At 29.7% G+C, this 12720-nt stretch carries 19 protein-coding genes; 3 read left to right on the top strand and 16 right to left on the bottom strand.

From position 1 onward, the window contains the following. Window positions 1-89: 89 nt before the first annotated feature. Window positions 90-392 carry a hypothetical protein gene (locus tag ACZYT4_RS03060; RefSeq protein WP_463782177.1) on the top strand — a complete coding sequence of 101 codons (303 nt, stop codon included), beginning with the start codon at window positions 90-92 and terminating at the stop codon, window positions 390-392. Window positions 393-747: 355 nt separating this feature from the next. Here the strand turns inward: ACZYT4_RS03060 and ACZYT4_RS03065 are convergent, their stop codons facing one another. From ACZYT4_RS03065 to ACZYT4_RS03140, 16 genes are all read right to left on the bottom strand, one after another. Continuing rightward, window positions 748-1314 (bottom strand): flavin reductase family protein, encoded by a 567-nt coding sequence (locus ACZYT4_RS03065; RefSeq protein WP_463782178.1) that lies wholly within the window; start codon window positions 1312-1314, stop codon window positions 748-750. 371 nt (window positions 1315-1685) lie between these two features. Beyond that, window positions 1686-2312, bottom strand: a complete 627-nt coding sequence (locus tag ACZYT4_RS03070; RefSeq protein WP_463782179.1) for an alpha/beta fold hydrolase — start codon at window positions 2310-2312, stop codon at window positions 1686-1688. 81 nt (window positions 2313-2393) lie between these two features. After that, the gene (locus tag ACZYT4_RS03075) at window positions 2394-3023 is read right to left on the bottom strand and encodes a TetR/AcrR family transcriptional regulator (RefSeq protein ID WP_463782180.1); all 630 of its coding nucleotides are present in this window, start codon (window positions 3021-3023) and stop codon (window positions 2394-2396) included. Window positions 3024-3160: 137 nt separating this feature from the next. Beyond that, window positions 3161-3805, bottom strand: coding sequence for a flavin reductase family protein (locus tag ACZYT4_RS03080; RefSeq protein ID WP_463782181.1), 645 nt, complete (start codon window positions 3803-3805; stop codon window positions 3161-3163). A 19-nt stretch (window positions 3806-3824) separates the two neighbouring features. Continuing rightward, window positions 3825-4226, bottom strand: coding sequence for an SRPBCC family protein (locus tag ACZYT4_RS03085; RefSeq protein WP_463782182.1), 402 nt, complete (start codon window positions 4224-4226; stop codon window positions 3825-3827). A 26-nt stretch (window positions 4227-4252) separates the two neighbouring features. Next, a complete protein-coding gene (locus ACZYT4_RS03090; RefSeq protein WP_463782183.1) occupies window positions 4253-4576 on the bottom strand; it encodes a DUF3795 domain-containing protein in 324 nt (107 codons plus the stop codon). Between the two features lie 59 nt (window positions 4577-4635). After that, the gene (locus ACZYT4_RS03095) at window positions 4636-5235 is read right to left on the bottom strand and encodes an alpha/beta hydrolase (protein WP_463782184.1); all 600 of its coding nucleotides are present in this window, start codon (window positions 5233-5235) and stop codon (window positions 4636-4638) included. Between the two features lie 34 nt (window positions 5236-5269). Beyond that, the gene (locus ACZYT4_RS03100) at window positions 5270-5758 is read right to left on the bottom strand and encodes an MGMT family protein (protein WP_463782185.1); all 489 of its coding nucleotides are present in this window, start codon (window positions 5756-5758) and stop codon (window positions 5270-5272) included. Between the two features lie 122 nt (window positions 5759-5880). Continuing rightward, entirely contained in the window at window positions 5881-6339 is a 459-nt protein-coding gene (locus ACZYT4_RS03105; protein WP_463782186.1) for a VOC family protein, read from the bottom strand. Window positions 6340-6416: 77 nt separating this feature from the next. Continuing rightward, window positions 6417-7421 (bottom strand): C45 family autoproteolytic acyltransferase/hydrolase, encoded by a 1005-nt coding sequence (locus ACZYT4_RS03110; protein WP_463782187.1) that lies wholly within the window; start codon window positions 7419-7421, stop codon window positions 6417-6419. 193 nt (window positions 7422-7614) lie between these two features. Next, a complete protein-coding gene (locus ACZYT4_RS03115; protein WP_463782188.1) occupies window positions 7615-8043 on the bottom strand; it encodes a hypothetical protein in 429 nt (142 codons plus the stop codon). Window positions 8044-8063: 20 nt separating this feature from the next. Further along, a complete protein-coding gene (locus ACZYT4_RS03120; protein ID WP_463782189.1) occupies window positions 8064-8654 on the bottom strand; it encodes a TetR/AcrR family transcriptional regulator in 591 nt (196 codons plus the stop codon). A 233-nt stretch (window positions 8655-8887) separates the two neighbouring features. Beyond that, window positions 8888-9079 carry a DUF4177 domain-containing protein gene (locus tag ACZYT4_RS03125; protein ID WP_463782190.1) on the bottom strand — a complete coding sequence of 64 codons (192 nt, stop codon included), beginning with the start codon at window positions 9077-9079 and terminating at the stop codon, window positions 8888-8890. 12 nt (window positions 9080-9091) lie between these two features. Next, window positions 9092-9694 carry an ABC-2 transporter permease gene (locus tag ACZYT4_RS03130; RefSeq protein ID WP_463782191.1) on the bottom strand — a complete coding sequence of 201 codons (603 nt, stop codon included), beginning with the start codon at window positions 9692-9694 and terminating at the stop codon, window positions 9092-9094. Next, window positions 9695-10549, bottom strand: coding sequence for an ABC transporter ATP-binding protein (locus ACZYT4_RS03135; RefSeq protein WP_463782192.1), 855 nt, complete (start codon window positions 10547-10549; stop codon window positions 9695-9697). Between the two features lie 4 nt (window positions 10550-10553). Beyond that, complete coding sequence (locus ACZYT4_RS03140; protein ID WP_463782193.1) at window positions 10554-10928, bottom strand: GntR family transcriptional regulator; 375 nt, start codon at window positions 10926-10928, stop codon at window positions 10554-10556. Between the two features lie 289 nt (window positions 10929-11217). Between ACZYT4_RS03140 and ACZYT4_RS03145 the strand changes: the two genes are divergently transcribed. Further along, window positions 11218-11835: a CatA-like O-acetyltransferase, family 2 gene (locus tag ACZYT4_RS03145; protein ID WP_463782194.1), complete on the top strand. Its 618-nt coding sequence runs from the start codon at window positions 11218-11220 to the stop codon at window positions 11833-11835. Between the two features lie 94 nt (window positions 11836-11929). Further along, complete coding sequence (locus ACZYT4_RS03150; RefSeq protein ID WP_463782195.1) at window positions 11930-12682, top strand: alpha/beta fold hydrolase; 753 nt, start codon at window positions 11930-11932, stop codon at window positions 12680-12682. The last annotated feature ends 38 nt before the right edge of the window (window positions 12683-12720 follow it).

Below are 12720 nucleotides of genomic sequence, written 5' to 3' on the forward strand. Positions count from 1 at the left end.
GAAAAAAAATCTACTCATACTCAACCAACTCAAGTCATTTATAATATTCAAATTATCAACCTTAACATATGATATTCATGGTGATCACAATGTCCTTACCCCTTATTCATCCTATCGCTCTTGATGGTTTAGCTATTTTATTAGTTGCTCCATTAACAGAAAGTTTATCAGTTGATGAACAAGCGATTGTGGGCGCATTTTTTAATGTACTTGGTGATTTATTAGCCCTTAATAGCAGCTATCTTTCTTTATTTCAAACTTCTGATCAATCAGATGAACAAAGTCCAGATACACAAACAGATCATTCAGACAAAGAATATGATCTTTTAAAGAAAAGTTTCCAAAAACTCGAGGAAGAATTAAACAAAATTAAACAAGCAAAAGAACACTGACAAAAATAAGTCAATATGATAAACAAATAACGATATGTGAATATTCACACAAGTTCAGTCCTAATAAAAACATGAATTCAACAAAAGAATTCATTCAATCAACACTTTCTATTAAATGAGAGTAATTTTTTTATATATTTTATAAAATTATTTTTAGTAATATCATCATTTCTTTTTCAATAAAATTAATCTTTCATTTCACCATGTGTTTCTAATGCTATTTTGATAGTTTTCCAATAACTATTTTTTACATTGATTATTTTGACACAATATCATTCAATGTATAATGATTATTTGCCTTTAGACTATAAAAGACAGATAACTTTCATTAATCATCTGTCTTTTCATCAAAGTCTTATTTTTTTAATTTTAAGCCGTCCTTAAAGGCTTCTCCAACTCTTTTTGTTACTGTATAGTATCCATGAGTATATGGATCAAATGCAATAGCATTCACTAATTCAATATCAACATTGTCTCCTTTCATAACTTTTTCATCAGCAGTAACATTGACAACTTTTCCAATGACTCCACATCCATACTCATCATCTTGATACTCGATAAATTCACATTCAAAGCAAATAGGAAATTCATTGATAATTGGTGCATCTACATTTTCTGATTTTGTTGCTGTAAGGCCACTATTTTCAAATTTATTTGGTGTATTATGACCTGATACAACTCCAAAATAATCAGCTTCTACAACATGTTGACCATCAGCAATACTAACAGTAAAGGCTTTTCTTTGTTTAATATTTTTAACAGTCTTATGTGTTTCAGTTAAATTTAATATCACCTGATCTCTACTTAACATTGTTCCCCAAGCGGCATTCATAACATCAATGCTTCCATCTTCGTTATAAGTCGCTATCATCAATACTGGCATTGGGAATATAGCCTCAGTTGTTTGAATATTTTTTCTCATGATCAAATTCCTCCTTATTAAAATTAAGTCAAAACTCTAGCAAATATTTTCCATTCATTTGCTAAATACATGAAATCTACATATTCATCCAATAACCATTTTACAAATACTGATTTCATAAGATTTTCATTACATTTTGATATCATTTCAATATGATAAAATGCGTGAAATATCTTTAAAATCTTGCGAATGAATGGATTCCATAAACTTACTCACTTGTCCTATAATAGTTACAATTCTATTATATTTTGATATACCCAATTTGTAAAGTACTTACTTAAAAGAAAGCACAGTATAATCTTTATAGAAATGAGATTTGCTCATCTCTTTAATCAAATATTTATAAACTAAAATCTTATAATGAAAAAGAGTCATTCAATTCCAGCATAATATTGATCAAGTATATATGCTAATTCTTTTGGCTTATCTTCATTGATAACGTGTCCAGCTTGTTTGATAACAACAAATTTTGATTTTGTGATATTTTGAGATAAAAAAGAAGCTGACTTCATATTAGCATTATCTTTTTCTCCACAAATGATTAATGTTGGACATTTGATCAGTTGTACTTTATGACTAAAATCCAGCTTCTTCATAGAATGTCCTAAAATAAATGTATTTTTCTTATCAAAAGCCATACCCTTAAATGTTGACTTTGGTAATAATCTAAAAATAATATTTTGGATAAGAAACATAAATTTTGGCACTTTATACGGTGTTCCAATAAGGACTAATGATCTTATTTTTTCAGGATATTCTATAGCGTAATTTAAAGCTAATATTCCACCTAATGAAAGCCCACATAAATCAATTTGTCCTTCCATTTCACGACAATATTCAACAAATGAAGAATACAAATGAGAATAACATGCTCCTTTGCCATTAAGAATTGACGATAAATCTGGACATAATATATCTTTGTTATAATACATATTCTTAACCACTTCATTCCAGCTGCTACCTTTATGCCCTGAACCATGAATAAATATTTTTGTCATTTTTCTTCCTCCTTCTTACCAAATACATACCTGAAGTATGTATATTCCCATTTGAAATTGCCTTATCAAAAGGCAATATTTTCATTTATAATATGGTAACTTACCAATTTTTTCGATCATCTCTTCATCATAAAGCGGCAATCCTATCTTCCCTAACATGATAGTAACAAACTTATAACGATTCTTGATGTCATCGGCATTTCCAGGAAACAGTGATGGAATCATCCATAAATCCGTTAATATGAAGAGTTCAGCTAACTCTTTTGGCTGATTTGTTTTTATAGAACCATCCTCTTGTCCTTCTTTAATCAATTCAAGCCAATAAGGAAGCAAATTCTGATAATTAGATTCAAACATTTTGGCTAGTATTTGAGGATTTTCTAAAAGTGGTAATGCCTGGTTTGTCAATTCTACCATGTGTTCATCAGACTGATGAAGTTGAATGACTAACTTCATTTTTTCTAAACCATTTAAATCCTTTCTTTTTTTGACTATCTCAAAAGGATTATTATGAATAAACATGGTTTCACCCAGCTTATTCATGATTTCTTCTTTAGACTCAAAATGATGATATATGGCTCCTTTTGTCATACCTAATTCATCTGCTATATCTTGAATTTTTGTGTTATCATATCCTTTTTCTAAGAATAATCGTTGAGAGACTTCTAATATTTTGTTGACTGTTATTTCAGGATGTTTATTTCTTGCCATCATCATCACTCCTTTACATACTCTTGGTATGTATAATTATAAATGAAAAACAAAAAAGAATCAATTGAAACATACTCAAAGTATCTTTATTTAATATATTTCATCTTCAATTAACTCAATTTTGTTTTTTCTATTTTTTAATCGTATTTTTCAATTTTTATTGTAGCTATAGCAGATTGATTCGGTTCTCCAGTAAGAAGATCTTGAGGTGCAGGTATAAGCATCATAAATCCATCCTCTTCATATCGCTTATATCCTTGTGCATAATTCTCATCAACCGATATATGCTGTACTTGACCAATAATCATTGCAGTGATTCCTGTTCCACTCAAATCTTGTATATCTTTTAAAGTACATTCCATATTGATAAAAGCTTCACGAATAACAGGCGCATATATAGTTTTGGCATAATCAAGTGTCAATTGCCCTACTGAAAATTCATCATCTTCAATTTGATTATGATGAATTGTATTGACAAGTTGATCATAGTAACTAATAGGAAGAAAATTAATACAGAAACATTTATCTCGTTTTATATTTGCATATGTATGCGTATGTTGGTATAAATTCCCCATCACCGCAAAGAAAGCTGTCTTATCTCCATGAAAACTGCTCCAGGAATGAAAACATACATTTGGGAACCCATTCTCTTTCCAAGTCGTCACTGCAAATAAAACTGTAGGTATTCCTGCTGTCACTTCAAAATGTGAAAACAATTCAAATTCTTCTGGGTATGAAGACTTGAAATACTTAGGAAAATCCTTTCCAATCTCTATTTTCATGAATACCCCCTCCTTAATTTCAATACCTCTTTAATGACTTCTTCAAATCTTCAACAAATTGTACTTGTTGTTTCTTTAAATAAGATTTAACAAATGGCTTCATAAACCATTTTTTAGCTTGTACATCTTCAATAAATTCTATTTCTGTTTGCTTTTCTTTAGAAATAAAAATACCAATCCAATGACCTTGTATATTATTATTTTCCATATCAAATTCCCAACGTTTATACGGTTCTACAACAGTAACAGTGAAAGTAGTAGCAAAATGTTCTTTAGTGTATTCAATAAATTGTTTTTCATTTATGATTTCTACTTGACTTAAATCACTACGCCATAACTTGTATTGATCAACATTGAAAACAACTTCCCAAACTTTTTGGATATCACTATCAATCAGTACTTTTATATGAGAAGTCGGCATTTTTACACTTCCTTTCAAATGAAAATTCATTCTTTTAAATTTTTTAAAGCAGACGGATTATTTTTTAGAATTGCACCAACAATAGGACATTTTTCTAAATCTGAACAATCACCACAAGTACCAGCACCCTTTTTCAATGCACACTGACGAATACCACACATACTATCACAAAATACAGTTTTCACACCATTAACACGACACCCTTGACAATTAATATGCTCTGGAAAAATTGGGGCATTATTTAATTGAGACCATAGCTTAGCAGTTTTCTTTCTCAACTCCTGGTCATCATTCATTGTTGCAAGATATGCATCACATTTTTCACAATCAAGTCCACAATATGCAATCATATTTTTTATGGCTATGTACCTCCTCAACTCGTATTTATAACTTTCTATAAGTTTTTTTGTTATATGACATTTTTCATCCAGTTATTTAAAAACTCTATTTGCTCATCAGTATGAAACCAATGCTCACCATTTTCCATTATGGTAAGATGTGCATTATGATCATTTATAAACTCATCTACCGTTTTTCTTGATGTTAAATTATCATGTTCTGCATACAATATTTCAGTTTTAACATTCCATATTATTGGATTATCTCTAACAAAACATAAGTATTCCCAAGATAATGTTTCTCCAAAATCTGTCTGTATTTCTCTTTTCTCAGCCAATTCTTTTTCTGAAGTATTTGCCCAATTTATCATATCTATTATCAACTGCTCCATATCTAATATCGGAGATATAAATAACGCTTTTTTGATTTTACATTTCTGTAGTGAGTGCATTGCTAGATAGGCACCAATACTATTTGCCAGTATATAAATTTGATCATATGTATTTTGAACATTATTATAAAAATCAACAAATTTATTTTTTACAATCCAAGGAAGATAGTCGTTAAAATCTATTCCGTAAATATCAAAGCCAGGGCAATTTTTCTTATATTGCTCAGCTTCAAGATAATTGCCACCTTTACCATGAATATATATAATAACTTTTTTCAAATGAGTTCCCCTCACTTTCGTTTTTTAATCACCTTCAATGTTCCTTATTCAAATCAAAAAGTACATCTTCATAATCTTTTACATAATACTTTATATTCTTGCGTCCCTTTTTTATAATTGTATGTCCTTCAGCCTCAAGTTTTTCTTTTTGGACTTCTATACCTCCTGGATATTTTGAATTCAATTCTCCATTTGCTTTTAATGTTCTCCAGTATGGAGTTTCATCCTCAGTTCGCTGATAGCTCGCCCATGCTGCAATAGATACAAAAACTCCTGCAGTAATAGGTTCGGTAAAATCTGCACCGTTCTCTTTTGCAAAAAATTCTCGAATTTTCCCTATAGTGATAACTTTTCCATAAGGTATTTTCTTCATGACTTTGTCGTAATCAATTGGTGGAGCAAAATACATATTATTTCCACCATATTTTTCAATACTTTTTTGATCTGTAATTACCTGAAACTTAGGCATATCTTTATTATCGTGTAACATGGCATTAAAATCCTTTTTTTCTTCATTAGCCATACTTTAACACCTCCTATCTTTATTATAAAGAGATAAGAAATTCAATGCAATGAGACTGTTTGAAATAATGCTTACAATCTCTAGACCATATAAATAACTTCTTTTTGACTATTTTTATTGATTTACTTTAAACACGCATTTACAAATTTCATGGGTACATTCATACGTTCTGCTACTTTTTCAGGTGTCAGTCCACTATTTAAGAAACGTTTGCATACGACTTTTAAATTTTCTCCAACTTCGATAATATGCTTATCTGGATCATAGAATCGAACTACACGTTGTCCCCATGAATGTTCTATAACAGGATGTACATATTCAATGTCACACTCTTTTAATTTATCAATAAACTTATCAAAATTATCTTCTTCAAAATAAATTTCAAAATTATTACCTCCAAAGGTGATTTCACTTGCACTGATAAATTCTTTGTATGTTTCAACTGTCTGTAAAGACAAACCTCCAGTTAAAGTTTTATTAGCTCCAAAATCCATAATCACATGAAGTCCAAAGACTCTTTTATAAAACTCAACTGATTTATCTATATCAGTGACTACTAACATAGGGTTCTTTAATTTCATTTTTATTTTCTCCTTTATAATGTACTTGATATAATCATTATCCCATTATAAAAAATGTTTGACAATCATTAACTATATCAATAAGAAAATTTAAATCGATGATCTTCCTGATATTGTTTTCTTGATGGATTTCCTTCAACTCTATATATTTTTTTATTTTTAATATCATAAACTACAGACCATACAGTATCTGCACCTTTTCTTCTATCATACTGACACATAAATCCATGCTTTCCAGATAATATATCAAAAATAAGTTCCATTGATAAATCATTATTTTTTAATGACTGATATGCAATTTGATGTCTTAATGATGAATTCCAGTCATCAATATTGTGTTCATTATATTTTTTCATTTGTGACGAGTTAAAGTTGTTTGCTGTAGTAACAAAATTTTCATTTTCTAAAGGATAAATGACCACAACATTTTGACTATTACACTCTACTATTGCAATGTTTCCTAAAGCATCTGCTATTGTAATCGTTTGATTAGAAGCAACGGGAACTGTCTTAATAAATTGAATAGCTTCCTGTAGTGTTTGACATTTTTCCAGAATATAGCGAACGAGCATTCCTGCATTCATTCCAGGCATAATGTTCTGCGGATAAATAAATGTCATCCCTACTGCTAAGCCATGCTCATTGATACCATCTTCCATTTCAACAAACGCTGTCGTATTTCCATTAAATGAGTAGCAATTATCTAAATTATACAAACAGTTCATATAAAGTTTCTCTAATTCAACTAAAAAATCACTGTTTCTTCCTAAGATAATTTGATTTTTATCACTGATTGCCATACACGTACATTTATTATTGAATTCAAAACAGTACATACTCAATAAAAAAGTGAGCATATCTTCATATGACGTTTGCTGTCCATCAGCAATCCCTTTTATTTCATCTAAAATTTCTGGATAATATTTTTCATAAATAGACACACATTGCTTAGCAAATTCCTTTTTTTCTTCATTGACAACAAATGTATGCTGATTCGCAATAATTTTATTATTTTTTCTTAATAAAGTTCCCCAACGAAAACCACAATCATAGTGACTACCTTTGAATCTTCCATGATACATATTATTTTTCCTCCTCGTTGATTTCGAGCAAGATCTTCCTCAATTTCAATCTTAATTGAATAAAAATTTTATGTCAATGAATTAAAATTTATATTGAAATATAGATATTTAAACCCATTATTTAGTCTACGATATATGCAAAAAAATAAACAAGTATGTTTCAAAAAAACTGCACCTTTTACTAGGCACAGTTTTAATTCATATGTTCAATTGAGATACATTTTTGTTGAATGAAATATTTATACAAAATATATGTTCCCCATACACCCCCTACTAGCATTACTTCAAATATTCCTAATATGTGAATCAAATATTTAAAAGTGAAATTCATTAACAACGAAATAAGATGATTGATTCCAAGTAACCAGCAGAGTATTACTGATTGTATAACTAATATTTTTATCATTTCTGTATTATTGCTTCTTAAAGCAATTACAATTGAAACAATAATCGCTATATTCCATAACGAAATTTCACGTTGCCAGCCAACAGATATACCCCAATCTGTAAATGCTTCTCCTATTTGTGGTAAATATAATTGCCATATACTTGCGCCAGTACATGCAACTAGCATAAACATTAAATAGTATCTGCTGATTTTTAGCATCCTCTTTTTTGCCATAACCTTATGCTCCTTTTGGATTACTGACACTTCATTTGACCTATTATTCCTGTACTGAATAATTTGAATACATTAATAAATTCTATCTTTGCTTGTTCAATATCCTCATATTCTATTAGAACATGTCTTAAACAATCTGCTAATACATCTATTATCAATTTTGAATAATGCCCATTTTCTTGCATATAAAAATGTAGCTGTATATGTTCTTGTAATTTTTTTAATAGTTTTTCTTTTCTCTCTAGCAAAGAAGAACTCTCTAAATTTAGAATTATAACGACCTTTTTATCAAGAAAACATCTTAACTCACTTTGTTCAAATAATTCATCCAGATGATCTGCATACGCCATTGCTTCATCTTTCGTTAGCATATTATCTTTACTATTGAATATATGCTGATCCATCATATATTCAATATTTTCTAATGTTGGCATAATAATTGTTTGTAATAAGAGTTCCTTGTTTTTAAAATAATGATATATATTTCCGAGGCTAGTATTTGCTTTATATGCAATGACTCTCATTGAAGTGTTCTCGTATCCTTTTTTCATGAATTCATCTGTTGCTACTTCGATAATCCTCTGTTCTATATCTTCTTTTTTTGTTTGCATTTTTATCTCCTCCATATTTATAGAATATGGCAAAGATACTCATAATACAATAGATAGTCATTATAAAAAATCATAAATTAAGTTACGTTCATTTTTCAAAACTATAATTACATTACATATAATTCTTTATTAAGAATGTATAGGATTCTTTTATTTTCAACATAAACTATATAATATCAAATTAAAACTGGCATTAAAAAAACTGCACCTTTTTTGGTACAGTTAAATAATGCCTAATTCGCTTTTTCAAATATCAAATCAATTTTTCTTAAGCATCCTTTTGTATCAATCAACTTTGGGATGTATCCTACATAGGAATATCCGTTTTCTGCATATTCATTGATGATTTTCTTATAATCAGAAGTCATGAGAAACAATACATCTTTAGCTTCATATTTTAATTCAACATATTCATACTGTTTCATATGATTTCCTCCCTATAAATCTTTTACTAACAATACCTTTTTAGTAAGAACCCAAGATACAATGAAGGCAGCTAGTGATACAATCAAAATAATCACATATGTTGATAAGTGATTTCCTAAAAGAAGGAATAAACCAATAAACACTCCGGCAGAAACAGGATAAGCGATAATTGAACCTAGAATACTTTTTGTTTCATCAGTAAGAAAATAGAATGGCAGAATGATTCCGCCTGCAAGCAATGCCATGGCGACACTGACACATACAAATACCATTGCACCATCATTGCTTTTTCCAATGACAGTTGAGGCGATATAACCAAAGATGATTCCAAATATTAATCCAATTAAACTTAATCCTAAATAAGAAATGTATTTACTATCAGTGTATGTTCCTCTAGAAATCTGAGTTGTTAAGACTGTTTTGATCCATCCTGATGATTTATCTAAAGTAATCGTCGTTGTAACAATCATTCCTAATAATACTGTTGCCAATACGGTTAACACCCATGGTGTTGAAAGATAAGATAGACTTGCTCCAATAATAACAAATACGACTGCTAAGATAAGCAAACTGCTTTTGATAATGTAATAATCTTTTAATAATAAACCTTTCATCTAGTTCGCCCCCTTTACATACATCAGCATGATTTCATCAATATTTGCAGGTATAACCATAGCTTTTGGATATTTCTTTTCTGCTTTCTGTCTATCAGCTACCAATACCTGCCATTCATAATCCTGTTTTCTATATGCGATAATTTCTTCCTTATCCAATGCATCAAATTGAGCTGCACCACATTTGATAATGCCATATTTTTCTAACAGTTCATCTTTAGGTTTTGAGAAAATGATCTTACCTTCATGAATGAATACAATATAATCAGCTATCTTTTCTAAATCACTTGTGATATGAGATGAAACCAAAACTGAATGTTCTTCATCTTGGATAAAGTCTAACAGCATATCTAGTATTTCATCTCGAATGATAGGATCTAAGCCACTTGTCGCTTCATCAAGTATCAATAGTTTTGAATGATGCGAAAAAGCTACAGATATGGCATATTTCATTTTCATTCCTTTAGAGAAATTCTTGATTTTTTTATTCATTGGAAGTTTAAATTTTGACAGTAATTGTTCATATGTGTTCATATCCCATGAACTATAGATATTGGCAAAAATTTTTCCTAGCTGTTTTGCATTGAGTACATCCGGATAATTATTTCCATCAAATACAACTCCAATTTCATCTTTAGAAACTTCATCAATATCGGAACTTCCCAACAATGTAATTGTTCCACTGTCTTTTTTAGTCAAACCTAATATCGATTGAATAGTTGTACTTTTTCCCGCACCATTTTCACCAATCAATCCCACGATGCTTCCCTCAGGAACACAAAAAGAAATCTTATCTAAGGTAAAATCCTTATAATGTTTTGTCACACCATCAAGTTTTAATGCTAATTTCTCCATAATCTTAATCCTCCTCATATAACAAAGATAATAAAGACTGCAGTTGATCAAGTTTTATTCCACTGACTTTCGCTATTTCTATAGCTTCTGTAAAATGCTCTTCAATCCTTTTCTGTTGCTCTTCTAAATAGAAATCCTGATTTTGTGCAGATACAAAACATCCTTTTCCTGCTGTTGTTTCAATAAAACCATCTGCTTGAAGAGTATCATATGCTTTCTGTACCGTTAAAACACTAATATGCAATGATTTTGCAAGTCCTCGAATAGAAGGAAGTGCTTCACCAGCTTTTAGCTCTCCACTAATGATCAGTGCTTTTATTTGTGATGAAATCTGTTCATAAATAGGAACGCTCGCATGATTATTTATAAATATTTCCATTCAATCACCGTCCTTTTGTATTATACTGTATTGCTTTTACAAGTACAGTATAATACTGTTATGTACAGATGTCAATATACTTCTTTTCATAAATGAAAAAAATTCAGTTTATACTCATTTTCAATCTTTTTATATTCATTTTTCTAACAAAAGAAGATAGATAATAAAATGTCAAGATTGTTTTCAACAAATTATAATAGTTCCCACTTTAAAAAAGTAATCAAAACAATGAAGATTTAACTTTTATTCAAATAGCGTTATAATAAAAATATATAGTGGAGGTAGGAATATGCAAGAAATCAATCCAAAAGATACCAATCGAGCGAAAAGTTTTGAACTCTATATCAATGCCCCAATGCCTATGGTGACAATATTTAAAACACTAGATATATCTCATTTAATGAAATTAAAAAAAGGTGGATATAAATTAAACATGCTGATGTGCTACTGCATTGGATTGGCCGCCAGTGAAATTAAAGAGTTTTATTTATTACCTATAGTTCAAAAAATGTTTCAGTATAACAAGATAGGATTAAATGTCATTGTTGCAAATAACTCAGGTACGATAAATACTTGTGATATCCCATTTACTTCAAATCTAGAAGATTTTAATCAGTCATATCTTCAATTAACCAAGAAAGTCTATGAAACTTGCCAAGACTATGAAATTGAAGATCATATGATCATCGGAACATCTAGCTTAATCAAATATGATATTGATGGCATCATTAATATGTATAGTGGTATATTTAATAATCCATTTATGCTATGGGGAAAATATAAAGAAAACAACCAAACAACAGAACTCAAAATATCTTTTCAATTTCATCATGTCCAAATGGATGGTATGGAAGCTTGTGAATTTTTAGATCTTTTACAACAGAAAATCAATCAATTAACTATATAAAGGAATGGTGATCAAAATGAGAATCGAATAATCTGCAAGGCAATCATATGAGCCTTGCGATAAAACAATGATAAATTTATGAGAGGCTAACAATATGAGCTATTTTCAATATCATAATAAAAATATCTATTATTCTGTTATTGGTGAAGGAATTCCTTTAATGTTGCTTCATGGAAATACTGCATCATCAAAAATGTTCACGTTTCTTCTAGATTTCTATAAAAATGATTTTCAAATTATTCTCATTGATTTTTTAGGAAACGGTCTTTCTGAGCGTATTAATCAATTTCCTGAAAATATTTGGATTGACCAAGGACATCAAATCATAGCCCTAGCAAATCATTTAAATATCGACAATATTAATCTTTTAGGAACAAGCGGTGGTGCATATGCCGCCATTAATGCCGCTTTAGAAGCACCTGAACGATTTCATAAAGTCATCGCAGACAGTTTTGATGGAAGAACACTTCCAGTTGGTTTTGCAGAAGGTATTTTAAAAGAAAGGGAATTTGCGAAATCTGATGAGCAGTCAAGAGGTTTTTATGAATGGTGTCAAGGATATGATTGGGAAGAAGTCATTGATAAAGATACAGAAGCACTTATCAATCTGAAAAAGAAAAATATCCCTTTATTTATTTCTGATATATCTGATATAAAGATTCCATTATTGATGAGTGCAAGCAAAACTGATGAAATGTTGAATAATGATTTAGAAAAAGAATTTCATGAGATTGCAAAAAACAATACACTTATTCAATATAAAATATGGGAAAACGGAAATCATCCTTTGATTGCTACAAAAGCTTTAGAAACAGCACAGATGGTTATAGATTTTATCCATCAATAACAGACAAAAGGCTGTACGAGTGAGAATTTTAATCTCAT

This window comes from Massilimicrobiota sp. mt181, from assembly GCF_055420065.1.

Excerpts from the sequence above, each read along its gene's own strand:
- ACZYT4_RS03110 (WP_463782187.1), bottom strand. The coding sequence starts at position 7,421 with ATGTATCATGGAAGATTCAAAGGTAGTCACTATGATTGTGGTTTTCGT.
- ACZYT4_RS03105 (WP_463782186.1), bottom strand. The coding sequence starts at position 6,339 with ATGAAATTAAAGAACCCTATGTTAGTAGTCACTGATATAGATAAATCA.
- ACZYT4_RS03130 (WP_463782191.1), bottom strand. The coding sequence starts at position 9,694 with ATGAAAGGTTTATTATTAAAAGATTATTACATTATCAAAAGCAGTTTG.
- ACZYT4_RS03125 (WP_463782190.1), bottom strand. The coding sequence starts at position 9,079 with ATGAAACAGTATGAATATGTTGAATTAAAATATGAAGCTAAAGATGTA.
- ACZYT4_RS03080 (WP_463782181.1), bottom strand. The coding sequence starts at position 3,805 with ATGAAAATAGAGATTGGAAAGGATTTTCCTAAGTATTTCAAGTCTTCA.
- ACZYT4_RS03135 (WP_463782192.1), bottom strand. The coding sequence starts at position 10,549 with ATGGAGAAATTAGCATTAAAACTTGATGGTGTGACAAAACATTATAAG.
- ACZYT4_RS03115 (WP_463782188.1), bottom strand. The coding sequence starts at position 8,043 with ATGGCAAAAAAGAGGATGCTAAAAATCAGCAGATACTATTTAATGTTT.
- ACZYT4_RS03070 (WP_463782179.1), bottom strand. The coding sequence starts at position 2,312 with ATGACAAAAATATTTATTCATGGTTCAGGGCATAAAGGTAGCAGCTGG.
- ACZYT4_RS03085 (WP_463782182.1), bottom strand. The coding sequence starts at position 4,226 with ATGCCGACTTCTCATATAAAAGTACTGATTGATAGTGATATCCAAAAA.
- ACZYT4_RS03150 (WP_463782195.1), top strand. The coding sequence starts at position 11,930 with ATGAGCTATTTTCAATATCATAATAAAAATATCTATTATTCTGTTATT.
- ACZYT4_RS03145 (WP_463782194.1), top strand. The coding sequence starts at position 11,218 with ATGCAAGAAATCAATCCAAAAGATACCAATCGAGCGAAAAGTTTTGAA.
- ACZYT4_RS03075 (WP_463782180.1), bottom strand. The coding sequence starts at position 3,023 with ATGGCAAGAAATAAACATCCTGAAATAACAGTCAACAAAATATTAGAA.
- ACZYT4_RS03090 (WP_463782183.1), bottom strand. The coding sequence starts at position 4,576 with ATGATTGCATATTGTGGACTTGATTGTGAAAAATGTGATGCATATCTT.
- ACZYT4_RS03140 (WP_463782193.1), bottom strand. The coding sequence starts at position 10,928 with ATGGAAATATTTATAAATAATCATGCGAGCGTTCCTATTTATGAACAG.
- ACZYT4_RS03060 (WP_463782177.1), top strand. The coding sequence starts at position 90 with ATGTCCTTACCCCTTATTCATCCTATCGCTCTTGATGGTTTAGCTATT.
- ACZYT4_RS03100 (WP_463782185.1), bottom strand. The coding sequence starts at position 5,758 with ATGGCTAATGAAGAAAAAAAGGATTTTAATGCCATGTTACACGATAAT.
- ACZYT4_RS03065 (WP_463782178.1), bottom strand. The coding sequence starts at position 1,314 with ATGAGAAAAAATATTCAAACAACTGAGGCTATATTCCCAATGCCAGTA.
- ACZYT4_RS03120 (WP_463782189.1), bottom strand. The coding sequence starts at position 8,654 with ATGCAAACAAAAAAAGAAGATATAGAACAGAGGATTATCGAAGTAGCA.